Origin of the sequence: Variovorax sp. S12S4, from assembly GCF_023195515.1 — a bacterium.
Lineage (GTDB): Bacteria > Pseudomonadota > Gammaproteobacteria > Burkholderiales > Burkholderiaceae_C > Variovorax.
Map to the genome: position 1 here is coordinate 3,889,670 of NZ_JALPKR020000002.1, position 20,510 is coordinate 3,910,179.

The window sequence follows — 20,510 nt, forward strand, 5'->3', positions numbered from 1 at the left end:
CTCGCATGGACCAGAACCACATCGGGGTTGACGCGGACACAAGTGCCCCCCTGTTTCGCGCCGCGGAATATGTTCGGATGTCGACGGAGCACCAGCAGTACTCCACCCTCAATCAGAACGACAAGATCCGCGAATACGCCGCGCACCGCGGCATCGAGATCGTCAGGACCTACGCCGATGAGGGCAAGAGTGGGCTGAGGATCGACGGGCGGCTCGCGCTGCAGCGCCTGATCCGTGACGTCCAGGCCGGGACGGCCGACTTCACCATCATCCTCGTCTACGACGTGAGCCGGTGGGGGCGCTTCCAGGATGCCGATGAGAGCGCCTACTACGAATACATCTGCCGTCGCGCGGGCATCCAGGTGGCCTACTGCGCGGAACAGTTCGAGAACGACGGCTCTCCCGTCTCCACCATCGTCAAGGGGGTCAAACGGGCGATGGCGGGCGAGTACAGCCGCGAACTGTCGACCAAGGTCTTCGCTGGTCAATGTCGCTTGGTGGAGCTCGGTTTCCGGCAAGGTGGTGCGGCGGGGTTCGGCCTGCGGCGAATGCTGGTGGACCAATCGGGCGCGGTCAAGACCGAACTCCAGCGCGGCGAACAGAAGAGTCTCCAGACCGACCGCGTCATCCTCACGCCCGGGCCGGGAGACCAAGTCAAGACCGTCCAGAAGATCTACGAATGGTTCACCGACGAAGGGCTGGTCGAGTCGGAGATCGCCCGCCGGCTCAACATGATGCACACCCGGACGGACTTGGACCGCGAGTGGACGCGGGCCACGGTCCACCAGGTGCTGATCAACGAAAAATACATCGGCAGCAACGTCTACAACCGCATCTCCTTCAAGCTCAAGAAGCTGCGCGTGGTCAACACGCCGGACATGTGGATCCGCAAGGATGACGCGTTCGAGCCGATCGTCACGCGAGACGTCTTCTACACGGCGCAGGGCATCATCCGTGCCCGCGCACGCCGCTACTCCAATGAGGAGCTGATTGACCGCCTGCTTGGCCTCTACCGGCACCGGGGGTTTCTCTCTGGCCTGGTGATCGACGAAGCGGAAGGCATGCCCTCGTCGGCGGTCTATGCGCACCGGTTTGGCAGCCTGATCAGGGCGTACCAGATGGTGGGCTTCACGCCCGGGCGGGACTACCAGTACCTGGAGGTCAACCGCTTCCTCAGGCGCCTTCACCCGAGAATCGTGGCCGAGGCGGAGTCCGAGATGGAAAGCCTGGGCGGGCGGCTGTACCGGGACCCGGCGACGGACCTTCTGGACGTCAACCACGAGTTCAGCGTCTCCCTGGCTCTGGCACGTTGCCAGACCGGCGAGAACGGCCGTCGTCGCTGGAAGATCCGCTTCGATACAGGACTGCTCCCCGACATCACCGTCGCGGTGCGGCTGGCGCCGGGCAACGACAAGCCCTTTGACTATTACCTGCTCCCGCGGCTCCACTACGCGCAGCCGCGCCTCAGCCTGGCTGAGCACAATGCGGTGGAGCTGGAGAGCTATCGCTTCGACACGCTGGAATACCTCTACGGGATGGCGGCCCAGATTCGCCTGCGGAGAGCGGCATGACCGTCAGGTCCACCGCGGGCGATCTGCGGATGATTCCCATCGATCGCATCGAAGTCCTCAACCCGCGCGATCGCAACGAGGAGGTGTTTGCGGAGATCGTCAGGAACATCGGCGCGATCGGGTTGAAGAAACCGATCACAGTCACGCCGCGGCCGGGCAGCGATGGCGCCGAGCGCTATCTCCTGGTCTGCGGCGAGGGACGGATGAGGGCGTTGCGCAAGCTCGGCGAGACGCGCGTGCCGGCGTTGGTGATACAGATCGACGATGAGGGTGCCTTCATCATGGGCATCGCGGAGAACGTGGCCCGCCGTGTGTACCGGCCTTTGGAGCTTCTGGCGGGCATCACCCAGTTGAAGGTCAAGGGCTACTCTCCGGCCGTGATCGCCCAGAAGACGGGACTCACGCTGCCGTATGTCACAGACATTCTCACGCTGATCGATCAAGGGGAGGAGCGTCTGCTCGTGGCGGTCGAACGCGGCAAAGTCCCCTTGACAATCGCACTTGAGATTTCCCGAGCGGGAGACAGCGACAAGACCGTGCAGGCGGCATTGCAGGAGGCCTACGAAACGGGGCAGTTGCGCGGGAGGCAGCTCATGGACGCTCGACGCCTGGTGCAGAGTCGCCAACACCTGGGCCGTTCGATCGATCGGCATCCGTCGCGCCAGCAATCCGATGTCACATCGTCGAGCCTCGTGCGTACCTATCAGAAAGAGGTCAAGCGGCAGCAATTGATGGTGCGCCGGGCGGCCTTCGCCCAGCAGCGACTTCTCTTTGTCGCCGGCGCCTTGCGGCAGCTCTTTGCCGAAGAGAACTTCGTGACCTTACTGCGGGCAGAGGGTCTGGATGCGCTGCCGAAGTACCTGGCGGATCGCATCGGGTCTCATGGGAGTCTGGGGTGACGACCGTCGAGCTCGGTTTCCTGCCGAAACCCATGATGGTTCCGATCGACAACGTCCTGCCGTCGCGCAAGCCGCCGATCAGACTGCTGGAGACCAAGAAATACCGGATGGTCGTCACTTCAATCCGGGAGATCGGTCTCATCGAGCCGCTTGCCGTCAGCGCGGTCGACCGGAAAACGGGCCAGCACGTACTGCTCGACGGACACATCCGTCTGCTGGCGCTGAAAGAGTTGGGGAACACGGAGGTGCCGTGTCTGGTGGCGACAGACGACGAGTCATACACCTACAACAACCGGATCAACCGCTTGTCGTCTGTGCAGGAGCACTTCATGATGCGCCGCGCCATTGATCGCGGCATCTCCCTGAGCGGTTGTCGAACGCTTTGTGCGTGGATCTGGCCCAGATCAATAAAAAGGTGACCCTGCTCGACGGGGTCTGTCCCGAGGCCGTGGATCTGCTCAAAGATCGCCGATTCTCCCCAGAGATCACGGCGTCGCTTCGGAAGATGAAGCCGACGCGCCAGGTCGAGGCGGTCGAATTGATGATCTCCGCGAACAGCATCACGGTCGCATACGCGCGGGCCTTGGTGATGGCCACCGCCGCAGAAATGCTGGTGAAGGGAAAGGCCGTGCACAAAGGCAGAGGCGTCAGCCAGGAGCAAGTCGATCGGATGGAGCGGGAGATGTCCGGCCTGCAAGACCACTACCGAATGATCGAGCAGACCTTCGGGGAGGACATGCTCAACCTTGTGCTGGCCAGGGGTACATCTCCAAGTTGGTCGACAACAAATCGGTGTTCCGGTACCTGGAGCGCAACCATGGGGCAGTGCTCGAGCAGTTGATGGGGTTGGTCAACGCGACCTCTGCGGATGTTTGAAAGTTGTCGGGGGTAAAACGAGGCCCTCACCCAAGGACGCACTGAGATTTTCCACGCCCACCTTAATCCCTCATCTCTCCGCCAGGGGCCTAATCCCGCCCGGGGGACGCGAGCGCGTACTTGTGCATCGGTTCCGTTAGGCGCCGTCGTCGCTCACATCGAACTTCAATCCGCGGGCTCGCAATGCGGCTTGCAGCGATGTGCCTTCCTCAGGAGTAAATCCATCGAAGTAGATCTGCAGCGTCTTCCCGCAGCTCAGAAACAGATCTCTATCCGGAGCAGCCCAAAGCTGGACACCGTGTCCAACCGCCGCTGTAAGAAAAACGAAGGCCTCCTCTGGAGAAATGAGGCTGATCTCTTCACCTAGATTGCTCCAGCCCGTGATCTCGGCGCTGACGGGATGCTCGAACTCCCACCCCAACGCTTGCAGGGCATCGAGTAGCTGGACGCAGCTTGCCGGGGAAAGGCGAGCAATCTCTTTCGTCATGACCAAATCGTAGCTGCTGCCATCTCACAGAACACGAACGGCGAAATAGGCTTCGTCGGTATCGCCCAGATCGCGAAAGCCCGCAGTCCTGCCCGCGTCGAAAGCTTTGATCCAGCGCTTGGCCAGCGCGATCTCGTCTTTGGTGAGATCGCTCTCGCCCGACTCGCTCGCGTTCTGGAACGCACGCAGCGCCGGCACCACCTCATGGCCCAGTTGCCGGTCGAGCTCGCGCCGGAAGCGCTGCTCCGCCACCTTCACCGCATCGGCCGCCGGATGCGGATAGTCCGCGAGCCGCACGAGGTAGGCCACGCGCGGTTCCGGCTCCACCTCTTCGAACCGGAATGGCACATCGTCATCGCTCGCCTCCTGCGGTGCGACGTCGATCGGTGCCGCAGGCACCGGCCGCGGGAAGAAGAGTTCAGCTTGGTCCATGGTCATCTCCTTGAGCAAGTTCGCAAACGCGCTACGCGCTTCCCCCGACGCTGGAACCGCCGCGGCGCGATGGCCAGCGCTGCAGCGCCTTCGCGATCATTTCCCCGTGGCGCTGCGCCTCCAGTCGGGCCGCCTTCGCATCGGGCGGGGCAGGCCGCGGCACCGGCCGGCAGAACCAGCGCTGCGGGTAGGTGTCCGCCTTGATGTTCTTGAGCGCCCGGCCCCGCGGATTGATCTCGGTGCCTTCGATGAAGAAACCGCCGCGTACCTCGAGCATGGACGCGCGGTTGAGCAACGGGATCACATAGCTCTCCTGGTCGTCGGCCAGCAGCATGGCGATCATCAGGCTGCGCCCTGGGCGCGGATCATGGATGCGGGGCACGTAGAGCAGCTCTCCGATGCGCCGCGTGTGCTTCACCGCCTCCTTGGTGGAAATCGCCTGGCCCTCGAACCGGTATCTAAACACTTCGCAGTACACCTGTATGAATATACAGTAATATGGCGAAATGGAAGACGACATTCCGACCGATCTGTGGATCTACTATTGCGCGCAGCAGCTCAAGCGCCATTGGCGGACGGTGGATCCTGAGCAGCTCGAGGAGCTGGCCACTGACCTGGCTTGCGAGGCGCATCTGCGCGCGCTGTCGCCCAGGGCGGCCGCGCTCAGATGGCTCGAGCCGGTGCTGACGTCAGGAGAGGCCAGATAGCTGGAACGGCACAATGCGCCGATGCCAAACATTGCCTCGATCCTCAAAGCCGAGATCTCCCGCGTCGCTCGCAAAGAAGTGCGCGCCGAGATCGAAACCTTCAAGAAAGCGTCAGTCGCGCATCGCGCCTCGATTGCCGAACTGCGTCGCCAGGTGAGCGCGCTTGAGAAGGAGCTGCGTCGTGTCGCGAAGGGCGCGGCGCGTTCCAGCGCGGTGTCTGGTTCAGACGCTGAAGCGGCAACAGGCACGAAGCGTCGCTTCAGTGCTACCAGGTTGGCAGCACATCGGGCCAAGCTTGGGCTGTCCGCGGCGATCTACGGACAGCTGGTAGGCGTCTCCGGCCAGACGATTTACCACTGGGAACAAGGCAAGGCGCGTCCGCGGACAGCGCAACTCGAAAGCCTTGCGACAGTGCGGGACCTGGGTACACGTGAAGTTGTGGAACGGCTAGCCACGCGATAGCGCGACATGGCGGGGCAGAGTGAGACGTCAGATTCGAAGCTGCGCGCTCCAGTTGCTCATGGGCGGACTCGCATTTGCCGGGCAGCTTTAGGTTCGTTCGCATTTATCGACGTCGCTTACAACGGCACCATCACCATCGCGACTTTTTACTAGGACTTCCAAGCCGACGCTGGCTGAGCGCTCCACGTGAGTGTGTGGATCTGCCGCAGATTGCGCCGCTGTTTCCGCGATTTGGTGGCCTCGATCGCGAGCCAGGTCGCGAGCTTGTCGGCATAGGGATCGAGCTTGCTTGAGCTCGCCCGCTTGGCGTAGCGCGGCGCATCTTCGCCGGCTCGCAAGTACTTCTTTACGGTGTTGCGAGACAGGCCTGTACGCCTGGCTATCTCGCGAATGGACATCTGCTCGCGCAGGGCCCAGCGTCTGATGACACTCAATGTCGCCACGTCTATCACTCCTAGGATCCCCTGCCTTAAAAATGAGCAGGGTAGAGTTTTACGTGGGTCAGTCTTAGACGGAAATTAGTGCGTTAGCCGGGTCAATTTTCGGTGGCAATCAACACAAGAGATGCCTATGAGGGCAAGCGAGTGCGAGATAGGCGCCCTCGAGACCGAGCGCGCCTGATGCGGTTCGTTGGCGTACGCAGCGGCGGTGCGCACCGGGTTGTCTTCACTTACACAGTTCTGGCTTCACCGTGGCGCGGTATCGGTCTGCTGCCGCGAACGATGGATGGATTGCTGCTCTGTCACCGGCGCACAGGCTGCCCGAGTCGCTTGTTCGTGCATCGCAAATGAAATACAATACCTCCGATGAAAACCGCAACGATCCCTTCCGTGCGCGTGGATTCGGAGTTCCGCAAAGAAGTCGAGCAGGTTCTGGGCAAGGACGAATCCCTGTCCCAGTTCGTCGAGGCGGCCGTGCGTGCCTCGGTGCGTCAGCGCAAGGAGCAGCACGAATTCATGGCGCGCGGGTTGCAGTCGCTCGCGGATGCCCGAGAGAGCGGCGAATACTTCGATGCGGGTGAAGTGATGCGGCGGCTTCGGATGAAGCTCAGTGCCGCGAAGGCGCAACGCGCATCGCCTGCCCGGTGACCTACCGCGTCAGGTTCACGAGGGGGCGCTCGAGGATCTGGAGCGCCTGTACGACTTCATTCTCGAGCGCGAGTTGGAGCGAGGGGGCGGCCTGGAACTCGCCGAGCGGGCGTTGGAAGCGATCGAGAACGGCATCGCCACCTTGAGCTTTTCGCCTTTCACGTGCCGCAAGGCAGGTGCCGATCCGTTCATTCGTGAGCTCGTGATTCCGTTCGGGGGCAGCGGCTACGTGGCGCTGTTCGAGATCGAGTCCGCCGACTCGATCGTCGTCGCGGCCGTTAGGCATCAACGCGAAGATGACTACCACTGACCATGGCCAGAGCACCCCTTCAACGACACACTCTCCTGTGAGCCACTGGAGCTTCCGCGGACGCTCTACGCCGGTCCATGCGACCCGAGGAGCAGTGGCCAGAAGGCATTGCCCGTCGGCACCGCTCCACGGTCTTCGCCGTGGTGCGAAAACATCCTTGTAGCCATTCGTCGACCGGCTTGGGGCCGATCTTCAGCACGGGATAGATCGGCCTGTCCGAGTTGTTGTGAATGGCGAGCGTCTTTGGATTGACGATCGTCGGATTGCCGTTGAGGTCTTGACCTCTTCAGGAGGAGGCACCTGCGGAAAGATCAGCGCATTGGGATTCGAGTCGTTGCCGCCTCCGCCTCCGCCGCAGGCGCTCAAAGCGAGCATAAGCAACAATGCACCGGCACATGACGCGGCCGCAGCAGCACGCACTTCTTCTTTTCTGGATGAATGAAGTCGTTGGATGTCATTGAAGTTGATGGGTCACGATCAGCGCGTCAGATCTTTGTGGTGGCCGATGAACCAGTCGAGGTCCATGGCCAGCCTGTTGTCGTTGGGGGCAGGTAGTGATCGGTGCGTTGCCAGAAGCGAAAGCCTCGCTGCGCCCAGGTCGCAGGCAGACGCGGCGCATTGCGTTGCGACCAGTCCGCGATCCATAGCGGGTAGCGCGCGAAACGCTCGTCATCGAGCCACTTCGTCCCCATGTCCCAGTTGGTATAGATCATGGGAACGCGACCTCCCTGCCGCTCCAGCGCTTGCAATGCGCGCAGCAGATCGGCCTGCACCTTCTCCTTTGATGGCGGTGCACCGGGAGGGAAGCTCTCCGCCTCGAAATCGAGCGCGGGGGCGATGTCGCCTTGCTCGGACGCGCCGCCCAGCATGCGAAGGTAGAACTGCGCTTGCTGGTCAGCGTCGATATCGACGCGGTAGAAGTGATAGCTGCCTCGCACCAACCCGTTGCTGCGAACCGCGCTCCAGTGGCGATCGAAGGTGGGATCGGCGGTCAGGCCATCGCTGGCGCGAACGAAGACGAAGCTGATGCCCGCCAGCGATCCTTTCAGCTGGTCCACCCAATTCCCGTTCCATTTGGACACGTCCAGGCCGTACAGAGGGCTCGCAGGTGTCGATGTGGGCGTGACCGTGGAGATGGGGGTCGGCGTGGGCGCGGCAACAGCCGGCGTCGGTGCGCTGATGGAAGCCACCGACGCATGGGTGGCAGGCAAATCTTGTTGCATGGACGGAGGCGCCGTGCGCACTGCGGCGACAGGCGTGGGGCCAGGCCCGGCCGTGCGTTCGCCAGGACGGACTGCGCCACCCAGCTGGATTCCCCCAATGGCGGCGCACACCAACAGGGTCAGCCAGGTCACCACGTTCAGACGAAGCATGGTCCGCGCAACGGCGGCGATGGTGCGAGATCCACCGCTTGGCGCTCTGGCATGCACTGCTTCCACCGGGACGCAAGCAGGGGCCGGTTGCGGTGCTGGACGCACGAGTGCCAGCAGTTCTTCCAGCGCGAGAGACGCATGCAGCGTCCCGCGCGCCCATTCGCGGGCCAGCGTGAAAGCATCGCCTTCAAGGCGCAGCCCCTCATACGCAACTTCGCCGCGGACACTGAGCACCTGGTGCGGCTCGCAGCTGTAGTCGCCTTGCGCGTTGAGCACGACGCGCGAGCGCTCGGGGCGCACGGCGTCGAAGGCCTCGCCGACCACCAGCAGGGGTGGCGCCATGTCGCCCTCGTGGTGTTCGACTGCGAGATAGCCTTCGCGTCGCAGCCACGCCAGCAAGAGCAGCAGCGCCATGAGTGAACGCCGCTCGTCCTGGGCCGCATCGGCCGTGGCCAGATGTGCGGGCCGCACGTAGCAATAGCCGAAGTGTCCGCGTGGCTGAAGGATCAACGCACGTCCCGCGGCGCGGCTGAAATGCAGGCGTGCCAGGAAGGCCGGGGCCGAGATGGGCCCGAGGCGTGCCACCAGCACCAGGCACTCCAGCCAGGCGATTTCCTGTGGCTCGAAGCGGCGCATGGTGTGTCTCCTGTTGCCGAGGCTGCGAGCCGCTCGAGGGAACGCGCAGCGCCCGGCCGATGCGTCATCGGGCCGTGGACGCTGGCCTTCCTGCCGAACTCAGGACAGCACGACGTGGAAATTGAACATGAAGGCGTTCCAGTTGATCAACGTGACGTTGGCCTGGTTCGGATGCGTCGGGTCCGGTCCGCGATAGCCGTACGACCAGTTGCCGTTGGGGCCGCCCGGATGCGTCTGGCACCAGATCCGCAGGTTGTTGGCCTGGGCCGCCGGCATCGAGTAGTTGCCGGTGGGATCCGTTCCGCAGTTGAAGAGCGACTGGCCGGCCTGGATGCTGCAGGTGACCGGCACGACGCCGTTGTTGGTCGTATGGACCTGGATGGTGCCCGCGGTGGGCGGGGTGTGGTCGTACGCGGCGAATGCGGCGTTGATGCAGTCCTGCATGGAGGCGAGGGTGATTTGAGGCATGGCTTGCTTTCGGATGGCTGGTGGAAAGAAAAGGTGGGCGGCTGTCGGCCCACCCGAGGAGCCGCGTGCGCACTCCGCGAATCGCTGCGCTTCACGCGGAAAACTGAAGCGGGTGCGCCTGTGCGGTCGTCTGGTTGCGCCTCACGGGCAGGTGGCCCTGCCGGTGGCTCCCACTCAGAGCGCGCAGCTCTGCGTGCTGGTGGGCCCCGCACCCGGCGGCGCGTCGATGGGACTCGCGCTCCCGCCCAGCAAGTGGTAGTGCTTGCTGCCGAAGTTCCAGTGCGCCCCGTCCCACCAGAGGAAGTTGGTGATCACGCGCTGGTTCATCGGCATCGCCGGCGGCGGCAGTGCGAACGGGTAGTTGTTGGGGTTGTAGTTGCGGACGATGGGCGCTGCGGCCCAGGCGGCTGGTACCGGCCCCGGCTGCACGGCGTCGACATAGGCTGCAAAGTGAATGACGTAGTTGCCCGCGTGCAGCGCCGCCAGGCTGCGGTGCGAGGGGTCGTGCAACACGCGCCAGTGGCCGGCCGCCAAGGCTGGTGCGGCCGGGTCGACGGCGTTGGCCACGAAGAGGGCGCACCCGTTCATGCCGGTGGTGAACAGCAGGTGCGCGTCGGCCGGGCCGGGCGCGATAGGGATGTCCACATAGGGCAACGCGTTCAACGCCACGCCGCCAATGCCGGCATGGCAGTAGTACGCGTCGAGCGTGGCGAGCGGCGCCAGGGGCGGCTGCGGCACCACGCCACCCGGGGGCACGGCGGCCGGCTGCATGCGCAGCCGCGGCAGGCTGCCAGGCGCCGGCGCCACACCGGGTGCGCCGGTGCTCAGGGTGAAACGCGAGCGCTGGTTGTTCACCGGCGGGAAGGCCCCGCCCGGCATGTTCTGTCCGATCTGGTCCAACACGATCGGTGACCCGGCGATGAAGGTCAGGGGTTGGCGAGGAAGGTCGCCGCATTGTCGATGGCCATGGCATTCTCCTGGTTGATGGGGCCGCTCAGGGCACGGAGCCCGTGACGTTCCAGATGGTGCCGCTGTCGAGGCTCTGGTTCAGCGCCGAGATGGCGGCGGCGGCCCCGCCCCTCTGGTTGGCGGCGTCGCCCATCGCCTGGATCGACCCGGCGACGAGTGCGCACGCGGCCGTGCTGTTGCCGATCTGCACCTGCAGGTTCGCGACGCCCGCGGCGTTGTGCCCCTGCATGTCGAGGCGGGCCACGCCCACGGTATGGAGCGTGCCCGGCCCGCGTCCCAGGTCCGCGAACACGAGTTGGGCGATCACGTCCTGGCAGGCATTTCGCTGGGCGGCATTGGGAACGATGATGCCGGCGATGGGGTTGCCGCTGTTGGCTTTGACGATGGGCATGATTTGTCCTTTCTGGTCGACTGATGAAATGGGGGATAGGCGCTCAGGCTGTCGCCGCCTCGGGCGCCGGCGCCGGCGCGGGCGCGGTGCCAGACGCAGCCGGCGTCGAGTCGTCGCCGGCGATCGCGAGGTAGCGGCCGGGGAAGTACTTGGCGACCCACATCTGCGCGAGCTGCACGCGCGTGATCGGCTTGGTGTAGTACATGATCGGCACGCCGATGTTGCCGGCCAGGGCCTTGTTCACGTAGTCCTCGAAGGCGACCATCATCGAGTTGGTGTCGATGATGTTGTTCTGCGAGTTGTCGATGTCGTTCAAGGCCGACAGCGCCGCGGTCACCTTGGCGTTCTGCATCGCCACGAACTGGCCGCCGGTGCGGGCCGCATTGGCCGAGGCATCGACCGAGTCCTGGTCCGCGGCCGTGGCGTTCTGCAGCTTGGCCAGCGCGGCCATGCTGGTGGCGCCGTCGCTGTCGACGAAGCCCTTGACGCTCATCTGCACCTGGTTCGACTTGATCGAAGGGATCGAGCCCATTGCGACCAGGGTGCAATGCGAAGTGATGTTCTGCGCGCTCAGCAGGTTCTTCGCATCGTTGGAGAAGCTGTTCTCCACGCCGAAGCCGCCCTGTTCGTCGGCGAACCAGCCGCCGATCTTGAACGAGGTCTGCAACTTGCTGGCGACCGAGTACATGTCCTCGCTGGAGTCGGTGGTGGTGGTGTTGAGCACGTGCACCATGCCGATGAAGCAGGAGCCGTAGACGGCGCCCGAGAGCAGGGTCAGGCACTTGTCCTGGTCTTTTTCCACCTGCTTGGCGATGGTGGCCAGCGCCGAGGCCGTAGAGGTGTCGATGAAGAGATCCGGGTGGCAGACATTCCAGACCCGGATGGCCTTGTCGACGTCGATGATGAAGGGGGCCAGCAGCTGCGCGTTCTTGTGGGTGCAGGTGGCGCTGATCACCAGCGTGCCGACGATGTCGTGACGCTGGTGCTGGCTGTTGGTCTGGCTCTGCGCGGCCGTGCTCGCGGCGCCGGAGATGGAGTCGCCGAGCCACGATGTTTCGTCGCTGACGAAAGAGGCGATGGTCGCAGCATGGGTCTGGCTGCTCTGCGCATTCTTGTCGAAGGCGAAGTACTGGACGTTCATCTTCATCGAGTCGGCCGAAATCGGCAGCGACTTGATCTGCGTGCGGTTGTAGTCGATCGGGCTCTCGGGCCCCGAGCCCACTGCCTTGATCTTGCGCTTGAGCGGCAGGATGTCCTGCTCGGACTGGATCTTGGCCTTGCTGTATTCCACCGCGGCGGCCGTGATCTGCTTGTTGACCTCGCCGCGCTGCTTGGCCATGTCGGAGGTGTCCACGTCCATGTCCATCAACTCCTGGATGGTCATGTCGAAGCTGCGGCGCAGGGTGATCAGGTCATTGAGGTGATCCTCGGCATCGTCCGCCGGGCTTTGCTTGGCCGCGATCTGCGAAAGCAGATCGAGCCGCTCCTGCGTCACGAGGTTGCCGAGCGCGAGGGTCGGGTCGTAGGGAATGGTGGAAGGCATGGCGTTCTCCTGTTCGTCGAGGTTGGTCGAGCACTGCGCTCGGTGGTTGGGGATCGATGAGCTGTTCGTGAAGTGATCGTAGGAACGGAGTGCTCTAAACGGTTTAAAGTGTTGCTAAACGTTCCTAAAGGGTTCGCACCTGCATGCCGCAAATGCGGCGGTGCTCGTGACGAAACCCATTCGATCGATCAGGCAGGGAGTCGTCTTTCGTTGTCAGCCAGGTCGCCTCGCCAGGGGCGCCAAGGCGCGACCGCACCAGGAGCTTTCAATGGCCGCCTTGCGTCACGTTTGCATTTCCGATTTGCATCTGGGTGCCGACTACAGCCTGCTCACCGGGATCGACGGTGCGGGTCATGTGGAGCCGGGAGCGCGTTGCGAAACCCTGGTCGCGCTGATGGATGCGCTGGCTTCCACGCTGGCGCCGCTTTGCGACGACGAGCATCCAACGCTGGTGTTGCTCGGCGACGTGCTCGACATGGGCCTGTCGCCGATGAACACGGTGTCGCAGGCGTTCCGCATGTTCCTGCGCGAACTGGCGCGCCTGCGCAACCAGGGACTGCGCCTGTCGCCGCGAATACGGGTGGTGCCAGGCAATCACGACCATCACCTGTGGCGCATGGCGCAAGACCAGATCTTCGTAAGCCGTGCGAGATCCGGCGCGAATGCCGACATGCCGCAGATGACGACGCTGATGGATGCGCCGGGTCGCTCGTGGCCGAGCTGCGAGTTGCTCGCCGCGCTGGCGGGCACCGAGCCGGGGCTGGGCGACCTCAGTTTCGAACTGGCCTATCCGAACTTCGGGTTGGTCGATGCGGCCCGGCGCCGTGCGGTGGTGCTGCACCATGGCCACTATGTGGACCCGATGTACCGCGCGATGTCGACCCTGGTCGAGCACCAGACGCCGCGGCCGCCCCATGCGCCGCCGCGGCCGTTGACCGTGGAGCAGATCGAGGCTCGCAACGGCGCGTGGGTGGACTTCCTCTGGTCCGATCTCGGCAACGCCGGTGCCGTGGGACTGGAGTCCGAGAAGCTCTATGAAATCATGCGCGACGCGGGCGCATCGCGGCGCTGGTCGCAGCATCTCGCACGATGGATCACCGAGCGCCTTGGCGACTCCTGGACGTTTCGGCCGTGATGCCGTTGATCCAGGGCGTCACCGTGCAGCAGGCCGTCAGCGGCGTGGTGGACGCCACGCTCGTCCGCGGCGCCGAAGCCCAGCGCGGAGACTACCGACGCTTGGTCACGCTCGACGACGCCGCTCAACTGCGGTGGTACCTCGGGGGCGCGGTGACGACGCAGTTGAAGAGCGAGGGCATCGATCCGCGGGACATGGACCTGCGCTTCGTCTATGGCCACACGCACAAGCCCTTCCAGGACGAGCTGCCCGTGCCCGGGCTGGCGCGTCCGGTGAAGGTCTACAACACGGGCGGCTGGGTGATGGATCAACCCACGATGACGAGCCCGCAGGGCGCGGCCATCGTGCTGATCGATGGCGATCTCAACCTCGCGTCGCTGCGGCTGTTCAATGATCCGGTTCACGGTGCCAGCCCTGCCGTTCACGCTGCTGGCACGGGGACTCCCAGCGACCGTGACAACCCCTTGGTGCTTGCGCTCGATCAGGCCGTGGCGCATCACGCCGGCGATTGGGAGCACTTCACCCGTTGCGCGGTGGCCGCTGCACAGCGCCACGCGCGTGAATTGCTGGACGAGTTCTTCGACCCGTCGGCATGCGGTGGCGATACCGGCCCGTCGCGACAGCACGCTCGGCCACCGGTGGCTGTGAACGGAGGCTCCGCATGAACGGCTACCAGACCATCTCGCGTCCGCTCACCGAGATCGGTGGCAGCTATGACGTGGTCGTCGTGGGCTCCGGCTATGGGGGCGCCATTGCGGCCTCCCGGCTGGCGCGTGCGGGCCAAACCGTCTGTGTCCTGGAGCGCGGACGCGAGATCGCGCCCGGGCACTACCCCAACGACCTGAACAGTGCACAGGCCGATCTGCAGATGGACGGCCCGCGCGGCAGACTGGGGCCGCGCGATGGCCTGTTCGATCTGCGCATGAACGACGACATGCTGGCGATGGTGGGCTGCGGACTGGGGGCACCTCGCTCATCAATGCCAATGTCGCGCTGGAAATGGACCCGCGGCTGTTCGACGACCCGGCATGGCCCGCGCTGTTCCGCACCGAACCTGGCGTGCTGGAGCCCTATGCGCAGCGCGTGCGCTCCGTGCTCGATGTGCAACCCTACCCCGAAGAGGCACCCGTTCTCAACAAGATGCGGGCGTTGCAACAGTCAGCGCAGGCGCTGCGGCGTCCGTTCCGCCGTGCGCCTCTCGCGGTCAATTTCAAGGACCAGCTGAATCCCTTCGGGGTGCCACAGCCGGCGTGCAACAACTGCGGCGACTGCACCAGCGGCTGCAACGTGGGCGCGAAGAACACAACGCTGATGAACTACCTGCCCGATGCGTGCCGTCACGGCGCGCAGGTGTTCACCGGCGCGCTCATCACGCACCTGGAACGGGAGGGCACGCGTTGGCGTGTGCATTTCGAGGCGATCTCGCTGCGTGCGGCACGCGCGGGACTGCCATCCGAGCCCGTCTCGGCCGGCAGCGTCCTGGCCGACATCGTGATGCTGGGCGCGGGGGCGCTGGGTTCGACGGAGATCCTGTTGCGGTCCAAGGCGCGTGGGCTTGCGTTGTCGGATCGCGTCGGCAGCTCTTTCTCGGGCAACGGCGACGTGCTCGCGCTCGGGTACGACAACTTCTGGCGAACCGGCGAACCGGGTCCGAATGGCGAATGCCAACCCGTCCCGGTCTACGGCATCGGCGCGGGCAGCAACAAGCTGCAGCCCGAGCAAATGCCCGGCCCATGCATCACCGGCGTGATCGATGCGCGCCGCGAAAAGAATCCGCGCGAGGGCCTGGTGATCGAGGAAGGGGTGATTCCCGGTGCGCTGGCGTCGCTGATGCCGCCGTTGCTTTTCGCGGCCAGCGCCATGGTCGGGGGCGAGACGCGATACGGCGCCAGCGAGGCCGCCACGCGTCTCGAAAGCGCGCAGGCACTGGGCGACGTGGTGCAGAACCACCCCGACTCCCTCACCGAGCAGTCTTACATCGGCCCGGTCGCCCGCACGCAGACCTACCTGGTGATGAGCGTGGACGACGCCGGTGGCGAGCTCAAGCTGGTCGACGACCGTCTTCGCATCCACTGGCCGGATGCCGGCATGAGTTCCACCATCGCCAACGACCATCGTTGGCTGGCCGAGGCCAACGAAGCGGTGAAGGGTGTGTTCCTGCCCAATCCGCTGTGGAGCCATGCCCTGGGCCACAAGCTCATCACGGTTCACCCGCTGGGTGGCTGTGGAATGGCGGACGATGCGGAGCGTGGCGTGACCAACGCGGACGGGCAGGTCTATGCCGGCACCAGTGGCAGCGGGGTGCACGAGGGGCTTTATGTTTGCGACGGCTCCTTGCTGCCCGCGGCCGCGGGTGTGAACCCGCTGCTGACCATCGGCGCGCTGGCGGAACGCTGCTGCCAGCGCCTGTGCGACACGCGCGGCTGGACGCTGGATCTCACGCTGCCCGCTGCCCGGCCACTGCCTTGCACGACTGATGAAACGGTGGCGCCGGAGAGCGTCACATCCCTGCAGGTGCAAATGGAGGAGGGCGCCGAGGATCTGCTGAAGTCGGCGTTGCAGCACTTGAAAGAAGGTGCGATCGACGCGGCGCGCAAGCTGTTGTCGCACTTGATCTCTGAGCACCCGGAGTACCTCAGCCCGAGCTTTCGGTTCACCGAGCGCATGCAGGGGTTCGTGAGCCTGGAATGCGAAGACGGCCTGGGCGAGGGCCTGTCGCCCAGGCTGGTCAGCCGCTACGAGCTGTCGGCCGCCTGGGGGCGTGCTGCCGGCCACGCGCTGGACTTCGAGCTCACCATTCGCACCGAGGACCTCTACCGCATGATCAGCGATTCTTTGCACGAGGCGCAGATCACCGGACAAGTGACCTGCGCGGCGCTGAGCCCCACGCCCATGCAGGTGCAAAGCGGCCATTTCCGACTGCTGCCTCCTGCGCCGGAAACGGTGGAGACCTGGACCATGCGCTACGAGATGACCCTTGTGCGGCCGGACGCCACACCGCTGCGCTTTGCAGGCTCCAAATGGCTGCACCAGCAGCCCGGGTCCTCGCCGTGGACCGACCTCACCACGCTTTTCGTGGACATCGATGAAGCGGGTCCCACGCCGCGCCGGATCGCGCAGGGCATTCTTTCGCTGGGCCTGGAGGATCTCGTCTGGCAAGCCACCACGCTGTCGACGAGCCCGCCGCACGATCTCGATGGGTACCTCGAGAATCTGCTTCCGGAAGCCAGATCGGCCATCGATCGCGCCTATCTGGCCAAGTTCGCCGGATTCTTCGGCCGCACCGTGTTTCGTGCTTACGGCGGATTGTTGTCGGATCTGGCGGCGGCCACGACAGCATCGACATCGCCCGCACCCCCGATCTCCTCGCGACGCATCCCTAGGCTTCCGGCCGCGCAGGTGTTTCCGCTGGACCTGGCCCATGGCGTGGTGCTGCGGCTCACCCGCTACCAGGCGGGCTCCAAGGGACCGGTGATCCTCGCTGCTGGCGTGGCGATGCGGGCCTCATCCTGGACGGTCACGACGACATCGGAAAGCCTGGCCGAGGCGCTGTGTGCCCAGGGCTACGACGTCTGGCTTTTCGACTACCGTGGCAGCCCCGACGCCGTGGGCTCGCAACAAAGCTTCTGCATCGACGACATCGCGCGCACCGACTGGCCGGCTGCGGTGGACTTCGTGCGCCGTGCGACCCGTGCGGACACGGTGCAGGTGGTGGGGCATTGCGTCGGTTCGATGAGCGTCCTGATGGCGCTGCTGGACGGACTGCGGGGCGTGCGCTCGGTGGTTTCTTCACAAGTCACGCTGCACCCGATGACCTATTGGCTCAACCAGGCCAAGGCCGACATCGGCCTGGAGCGCTTGCTGGAGCACGGTCGGCAGCTTGGCGGCCTCTTCTCCCCGGTGCCGGGCACGACGCAGGCAGACCGCGAGGTGGACGTCATGGCCTGGAGTGTGCCGGTGCCGCGGGGGAGACCTGTAAGAGCCCGGTGTGCAAACGGATCAATGCATTCTTCGGACCGGTGGTCCTGCATGAACATCTGAATGAGGGAACGCATTTCGCCATGGGCGAGATGTTCGGCCCCATCTCCCTGTCCGTCTTCGACCAGCTCGCGCTGATCATGCAGCGCGGACGCGTGGTCGACGCGCAGGGCGGCGACACCTATCTCACGGCCGACAAGGCGCGACGCATGGCCCTGCCCATCAGCTTCATGTCCGGTGGGTTGAATACCTTGTTCAACCCCGAATCGTCGCTTCGCACCGAGGCCTGGCTTGCGCAGCACAACGGGCCGCAGTGGTACCGGCGCCGTGTGATGGAGCGCTACGGCCACCTGGACAATTTCGTCGGGCGCGACGCCGCGCGCGATGTCTACCCCTGGGTGTTGGCGGAGCTGGAGCGAGGAGACGCGTCGCCCTGACGTGCCCGGGCGAGCAACATGCGCAGCGCGTTGCCGGCATCGCCTGCGACTTGCTCGCCGTGTGCCAGCGATGCAATGGCGGCCTCATCCAGTCGCGCGCCATCGGCATACCAGGAAGCCAGCTCGGTCTGGGTGTGGAATTCAAGCACGCGGTCCCGGACAGCCGAAGCCACTTTCTGTTCCAGCCATGGCGTTGCTTCGCCGCGGTGCTTGCGGCCCGCGATATCGGCACCCTGCAGCAAGGCGGCGTCACGCAGGCGCCCCTGTCCCGCCGCGAGGTAGGCCAGGGTGCCGGCGAACTGGCGTGCGCCAGTTGCGCGACGCATGAGCGGCAAGGCTTCTCGCAGGCGCTCCGTCGCGCGCTCCACCGCCTCGCGCTCCACGTCCAGGCGGATCAGGTACGAATGCGCGAAGGCCTCTGAGGCCGCCATCCTGAACTTGGCGCGTGCCTCGCACGAATCCAGGAATGCAAGCAGGCAGCACTCGGCGTCCTCGAGCCGCCCTGCCAGATGAAAGGCGACACCGCGGTTGGTGAGCAGGTAGGCCTCCGTGCGCGAGTCGCCTGCCGCCTGTGCGAGCGGTAGGGCACGTTCGATGCACGCCAACGCCGCGGCCGCATCGCCCTGCCCCAGATGGACGACCGCCGATGGAAAAAGCCAGCGCGCACGCATGGCACCGAGCGCAGGAAACTGGACAAACAAGGGCTCGCATGCATCGAGGTGCTGCTGCGCCTTGGCATATTGCCCGGCGACCGCGCTGATGAAAGCTGTCAGGCAATGCACCGCGACGAGCTTGTCGACCTGGCTGTGCTGCTTGAATACGGCGCCGGCCGAGTTCAGCAGCGCCATGCGCTCGTCGTAGGGCAATGCATAAAGCCCGACGACGGCCAAGCCGAACTCGAAGTTGGCGCGTGTGGCCTCGGGCGTGGCCGGACCGAGCAGCGAGCGCCCGGCCTGGAACCACTGGAGGCATTCGCTGAAGCGGCCGAGCTGGTACATCAGCGGTGCTGCCATTGCCAACAGGTCGAGCGCCAGCGACGGGTCGCCCTCCGGTCCGCTGGTCCATTCGATGGCTGCACGAAGGTTGTCCACTTCGGGGGCGAAGGTCATCGTCCACTCGTCTTGCGTGATGCGCTCGGTCCCCTGTAGCGAGAGGTGGCTCCGAAGGGCCCGTAGCAGGCCTTTCGCGTGCCGAGTGCGCATCGCAGCCAGCTGGTCGTCCTCGGAGAGCTTCTCCAGAGCATAGGCGCGGGCACTTTCGAGCAGATGGAAGCGCGGTCGTGCGTCGCCTTCGACGACCACGAGCGAGCGGTCGACCAGCGCCCCCAGCGCATCGAGCCAGGCGCCAGCGTCCGCCCCCGCCGGCTGCTCGGCAACCTGTTCAGCCAACTCCAGGCCAAAGCCGCCCACCATCACACCCAGTCTCCGGAAGGCACTTTGTTCGCTTTCGGAGAGCAGCGCATAGCTCCAGTCGAGCGTCGCGCGCAGCGTTCGGTGACGCGCGTCGCGGTGGCGTTGTGCGCTCGTCAGTAGGCGAAAGCGCCTCGCAAGCTGGCGATGCACGCCGGCCACCCCCAACAGACCAACGCGACCGGCCGCCAATTCGATGGCCAAAGGCAAGCCGTCCAGTTCGCGGCAGATCTTGATGGCGGTGGCGACGTTGCTGTCATCGATGTCGAAGCGGGAGTTGCTGGCGCGCACGCGATCGCGAAACATGGCGATGGCGCCGGCTCTGCAGGCTTCATCGGCGCCTGTTCCGCTGGCCGGGACCTGAAGTGCGCCGACTCGCAGCACATGCTCGACGTCCAGTCGCAGCGGCTCCTGGCTGGTGGCGAGCAAGTGCACACCGCGCGTGCCGCTCAGCAAGGCCTCCGCGAAGATGGCGGCCTCGTCGATCACATGCTCGCAGTTGTCCAGTACCAGGCAAACCGACTGGTCGCGCAGGCGCTCGGACAGCTCCTCGATGGCCGAACGCGTGCCTGCCAACTGGATGCCCAGCACTTGGGCGGCTTGGCTGGCCAGGTCGGCCGGCGGGCGCAAGCCCACGAGCTCAATGAGCCAAACGCCGTCGGCGAATGAAGCCGACAGCGCGTGGGCAGTCGCGACCGCCAATCGGGTCTTGCCAATACCACCAGGACCCACGACGGTGGTGAGCCGATACTCCGTGGCGACTTGGATCAGCTCAGCCAGTTCCCTGTCGCGGCCCAGCAGCGGCGCGCGAACGTGCGCGATGGCGGCGGAACCGCGCCATGCGGACGGTGGCTTCGGCATGGGTGGGGCTGTTCCGTCCGGCGCGACGACAGGTGCGGGACGGGCGGCGTCAGGCACCGCCACACGATCCACCTGCGCGCTGAGGCGATAACCCCGCCCGGGAATAGTCGCAATCAATTTGGCGCCGAGCACTTTGCGCAGTGCGCTGACCTGAACAGACAAGTTGTTTTCTTCGACCACCAATCCGGGCCAGACGCGATCAAGCAGCTCCTGCTTTGTCAGCAGTTGATCGCGGTGTTGGATAAGTACCAACAGCAGGTCGAAGGCGCGGGCTCCGAGAGCGACCTCCTCACCGTCAAGGAATACCGTGCGTTCGGTAGGGTGCACCTCGGCGAGACCGATTCGATAAATCTCTTGCATGTGAGGGTCGGCTGAGAGTTGAATCCGCGCGCAGTCCTGGCAAGGGCTCCGCGCAGAACGCGGATGACGTTCACGGCGGATCAAGATTGGCACGAATCTTAAGGGAGCCTCTCGCCAA

21 protein-coding genes and 2 pseudogenes are annotated in these 20,510 nt (G+C 64.9%); 13 read left to right on the top strand and 10 right to left on the bottom strand.

Features of this window, described 5'->3' with window-relative positions; translation table 11 throughout:
* Window positions 1-5: 5 nt before the first annotated feature.
* From M0765_RS19210 to M0765_RS29030, 4 genes are read left to right on the top strand one after another with little or no spacing between them, the layout of a single operon-like run.
* Complete coding sequence (locus tag M0765_RS19210) at window positions 6-1,571, top strand: recombinase family protein (protein WP_258505416.1); 1,566 nt, start codon at window positions 6-8, stop codon at window positions 1,569-1,571.
* Window positions 1,568-2,470, top strand: coding sequence for a plasmid partitioning protein RepB C-terminal domain-containing protein (locus tag M0765_RS19215; RefSeq protein ID WP_258505418.1), 903 nt, complete (start codon window positions 1,568-1,570; stop codon window positions 2,468-2,470). Before M0765_RS19210 ends, M0765_RS19215 begins: the two co-directional genes overlap by 4 nt.
* Window positions 2,467-2,889, top strand: a complete 423-nt coding sequence (locus M0765_RS29025) for a ParB/RepB/Spo0J family partition protein (RefSeq protein ID WP_342456024.1) — start codon at window positions 2,467-2,469, stop codon at window positions 2,887-2,889. The genes M0765_RS19215 and M0765_RS29025 overlap by 4 nt, the downstream gene beginning before the upstream one ends.
* Entirely contained in the window at window positions 2,886-3,311 is a 426-nt protein-coding gene (locus tag M0765_RS29030) for a plasmid partitioning protein RepB C-terminal domain-containing protein (protein ID WP_342456025.1), read from the top strand. The genes M0765_RS29025 and M0765_RS29030 overlap by 4 nt, the downstream gene beginning before the upstream one ends.
* Before the next feature lie 171 nt (window positions 3,312-3,482).
* Here M0765_RS29030 and M0765_RS19225 read toward each other — a convergent pair whose 3' ends face one another.
* From M0765_RS19225 to M0765_RS19235, 3 genes are read right to left on the bottom strand one after another with little or no spacing between them, the layout of a single operon-like run.
* Window positions 3,483-3,833, bottom strand: coding sequence for a hypothetical protein (locus M0765_RS19225; protein WP_258505419.1), 351 nt, complete (start codon window positions 3,831-3,833; stop codon window positions 3,483-3,485).
* A 24-nt stretch (window positions 3,834-3,857) separates the two neighbouring features.
* A complete protein-coding gene (locus tag M0765_RS19230; protein ID WP_258505420.1) occupies window positions 3,858-4,265 on the bottom strand; it encodes a hypothetical protein in 408 nt (135 codons plus the stop codon).
* Between the two features lie 31 nt (window positions 4,266-4,296).
* Window positions 4,297-4,785: a hypothetical protein gene (locus M0765_RS19235; protein WP_258505421.1), complete on the bottom strand. Its 489-nt coding sequence runs from the start codon at window positions 4,783-4,785 to the stop codon at window positions 4,297-4,299.
* On the opposite strand from M0765_RS19235, the gene M0765_RS19240 reads away from it, so the two are divergent.
* Both M0765_RS19240 and M0765_RS19245 read left to right on the top strand, forming a co-directional pair.
* Window positions 4,772-4,972 carry a hypothetical protein gene (locus tag M0765_RS19240; RefSeq protein WP_258505422.1) on the top strand — a complete coding sequence of 67 codons (201 nt, stop codon included), beginning with the start codon at window positions 4,772-4,774 and terminating at the stop codon, window positions 4,970-4,972. The genes M0765_RS19235 and M0765_RS19240 overlap by 14 nt on opposite strands.
* Window positions 4,973-4,993: 21 nt before the next feature.
* Window positions 4,994-5,434 (top strand): helix-turn-helix domain-containing protein, encoded by a 441-nt coding sequence (locus M0765_RS19245; RefSeq protein ID WP_258505423.1) that lies wholly within the window; start codon window positions 4,994-4,996, stop codon window positions 5,432-5,434.
* Between the two features lie 194 nt (window positions 5,435-5,628).
* Here the strand turns inward: M0765_RS19245 and M0765_RS19250 are convergent.
* A pseudogene (locus tag M0765_RS19250) lies at window positions 5,629-5,886 on the bottom strand (helix-turn-helix domain-containing protein); the annotation flags it as partial.
* A gap of 354 nt (window positions 5,887-6,240) precedes the next feature.
* On the opposite strand from M0765_RS19250, the gene M0765_RS19255 reads away from it, so the two are divergent.
* Together M0765_RS19255 and M0765_RS19260 are read left to right on the top strand one after the other, a co-directional pair.
* Entirely contained in the window at window positions 6,241-6,522 is a 282-nt protein-coding gene (locus tag M0765_RS19255; protein ID WP_258505424.1) for a YlcI/YnfO family protein, read from the top strand.
* Entirely contained in the window at window positions 6,485-6,832 is a 348-nt protein-coding gene (locus tag M0765_RS19260; RefSeq protein ID WP_342456026.1) for a type II toxin-antitoxin system RelE/ParE family toxin, read from the top strand. Before M0765_RS19255 ends, M0765_RS19260 begins: the two co-directional genes overlap by 38 nt.
* Before the next feature lie 485 nt (window positions 6,833-7,317).
* On the opposite strand, the gene M0765_RS19265 is transcribed toward M0765_RS19260, so the two are convergent.
* The 5 genes from M0765_RS19265 to M0765_RS19285 form a co-directional block, all read right to left on the bottom strand.
* Window positions 7,318-8,841 (bottom strand): glycoside hydrolase family 25 protein, encoded by a 1,524-nt coding sequence (locus tag M0765_RS19265; protein ID WP_258505425.1) that lies wholly within the window; start codon window positions 8,839-8,841, stop codon window positions 7,318-7,320.
* Window positions 8,842-8,940: 99 nt separating this feature from the next.
* Window positions 8,941-9,309, bottom strand: a complete 369-nt coding sequence (locus M0765_RS19270; protein ID WP_258505426.1) for a hypothetical protein — start codon at window positions 9,307-9,309, stop codon at window positions 8,941-8,943.
* Between the two features lie 174 nt (window positions 9,310-9,483).
* Window positions 9,484-10,212, bottom strand: a complete 729-nt coding sequence (locus M0765_RS19275; protein ID WP_258505427.1) for a hypothetical protein — start codon at window positions 10,210-10,212, stop codon at window positions 9,484-9,486.
* Window positions 10,213-10,303: 91 nt separating this feature from the next.
* Window positions 10,304-10,669 carry a hypothetical protein gene (locus M0765_RS19280; RefSeq protein ID WP_258505428.1) on the bottom strand — a complete coding sequence of 122 codons (366 nt, stop codon included), beginning with the start codon at window positions 10,667-10,669 and terminating at the stop codon, window positions 10,304-10,306.
* Window positions 10,670-10,712: 43 nt separating this feature from the next.
* Complete coding sequence (locus tag M0765_RS19285) at window positions 10,713-12,212, bottom strand: hypothetical protein (protein ID WP_258505429.1); 1,500 nt, start codon at window positions 12,210-12,212, stop codon at window positions 10,713-10,715.
* Between the two features lie 268 nt (window positions 12,213-12,480).
* Here M0765_RS19285 and M0765_RS19290 point away from each other — a divergent pair, with 268 nt between their 5' ends.
* From M0765_RS19290 to M0765_RS19305, 5 genes and pseudogenes are all read left to right on the top strand, one after another.
* The gene (locus tag M0765_RS19290; RefSeq protein WP_258505430.1) at window positions 12,481-13,347 is read left to right on the top strand and encodes a metallophosphoesterase; all 867 of its coding nucleotides are present in this window, start codon (window positions 12,481-12,483) and stop codon (window positions 13,345-13,347) included.
* Complete coding sequence (locus tag M0765_RS19295; protein WP_258505431.1) at window positions 13,347-14,012, top strand: hypothetical protein; 666 nt, start codon at window positions 13,347-13,349, stop codon at window positions 14,010-14,012. Before M0765_RS19290 ends, M0765_RS19295 begins: the two co-directional genes overlap by 1 nt.
* Window positions 14,009-14,122, top strand: a pseudogene (locus M0765_RS29495) (hypothetical protein); the annotation flags it as partial. The gene M0765_RS19295 and the pseudogene M0765_RS29495, both read left to right, overlap by 4 nt.
* Before the next feature lie 176 nt (window positions 14,123-14,298).
* Window positions 14,299-17,388: an alpha/beta fold hydrolase gene (locus tag M0765_RS19300; RefSeq protein WP_342456069.1), complete on the top strand. Its 3,090-nt coding sequence runs from the start codon at window positions 14,299-14,301 to the stop codon at window positions 17,386-17,388.
* A gap of 29 nt (window positions 17,389-17,417) precedes the next feature.
* Entirely contained in the window at window positions 17,418-17,762 is a 345-nt protein-coding gene (locus M0765_RS19305) for a hypothetical protein (protein WP_258505433.1), read from the top strand.
* Here M0765_RS19305 and M0765_RS19310 read toward each other — a convergent pair.
* Window positions 17,714-20,392 (bottom strand): ATP-binding protein, encoded by a 2,679-nt coding sequence (locus tag M0765_RS19310; protein WP_258505434.1) that lies wholly within the window; start codon window positions 20,390-20,392, stop codon window positions 17,714-17,716. The genes M0765_RS19305 and M0765_RS19310 overlap by 49 nt on opposite strands.
* Between the last annotated feature and the right edge of the window lie 118 nt (window positions 20,393-20,510).

Excerpts from the sequence above, each read along its gene's own strand:
- M0765_RS19210 (WP_258505416.1), top strand. The coding sequence starts at position 6 with ATGGACCAGAACCACATCGGGGTTGACGCGGACACAAGTGCCCCCCTG.
- M0765_RS19215 (WP_258505418.1), top strand. The coding sequence starts at position 1,568 with ATGACCGTCAGGTCCACCGCGGGCGATCTGCGGATGATTCCCATCGAT.
- M0765_RS19225 (WP_258505419.1), bottom strand. The coding sequence starts at position 3,833 with ATGACGAAAGAGATTGCTCGCCTTTCCCCGGCAAGCTGCGTCCAGCTA.
- M0765_RS19230 (WP_258505420.1), bottom strand. The coding sequence starts at position 4,265 with ATGGACCAAGCTGAACTCTTCTTCCCGCGGCCGGTGCCTGCGGCACCG.
- M0765_RS19240 (WP_258505422.1), top strand. The coding sequence starts at position 4,772 with ATGGAAGACGACATTCCGACCGATCTGTGGATCTACTATTGCGCGCAG.
- M0765_RS19235 (WP_258505421.1), bottom strand. The coding sequence starts at position 4,785 with ATGTCGTCTTCCATTTCGCCATATTACTGTATATTCATACAGGTGTAC.
- M0765_RS19245 (WP_258505423.1), top strand. The coding sequence starts at position 4,994 with ATGCCAAACATTGCCTCGATCCTCAAAGCCGAGATCTCCCGCGTCGCT.
- M0765_RS19255 (WP_258505424.1), top strand. The coding sequence starts at position 6,241 with ATGAAAACCGCAACGATCCCTTCCGTGCGCGTGGATTCGGAGTTCCGC.
- M0765_RS19265 (WP_258505425.1), bottom strand. The coding sequence starts at position 8,841 with ATGCGCCGCTTCGAGCCACAGGAAATCGCCTGGCTGGAGTGCCTGGTG.
- M0765_RS19270 (WP_258505426.1), bottom strand. The coding sequence starts at position 9,309 with ATGCCTCAAATCACCCTCGCCTCCATGCAGGACTGCATCAACGCCGCA.
- M0765_RS19280 (WP_258505428.1), bottom strand. The coding sequence starts at position 10,669 with ATGCCCATCGTCAAAGCCAACAGCGGCAACCCCATCGCCGGCATCATC.
- M0765_RS19285 (WP_258505429.1), bottom strand. The coding sequence starts at position 12,212 with ATGCCTTCCACCATTCCCTACGACCCGACCCTCGCGCTCGGCAACCTC.
- M0765_RS19290 (WP_258505430.1), top strand. The coding sequence starts at position 12,481 with ATGGCCGCCTTGCGTCACGTTTGCATTTCCGATTTGCATCTGGGTGCC.
- M0765_RS19295 (WP_258505431.1), top strand. The coding sequence starts at position 13,347 with ATGCCGTTGATCCAGGGCGTCACCGTGCAGCAGGCCGTCAGCGGCGTG.
- M0765_RS19305 (WP_258505433.1), top strand. The coding sequence starts at position 17,418 with ATGTTCGGCCCCATCTCCCTGTCCGTCTTCGACCAGCTCGCGCTGATC.
- M0765_RS19310 (WP_258505434.1), bottom strand. The coding sequence starts at position 20,392 with ATGCAAGAGATTTATCGAATCGGTCTCGCCGAGGTGCACCCTACCGAA.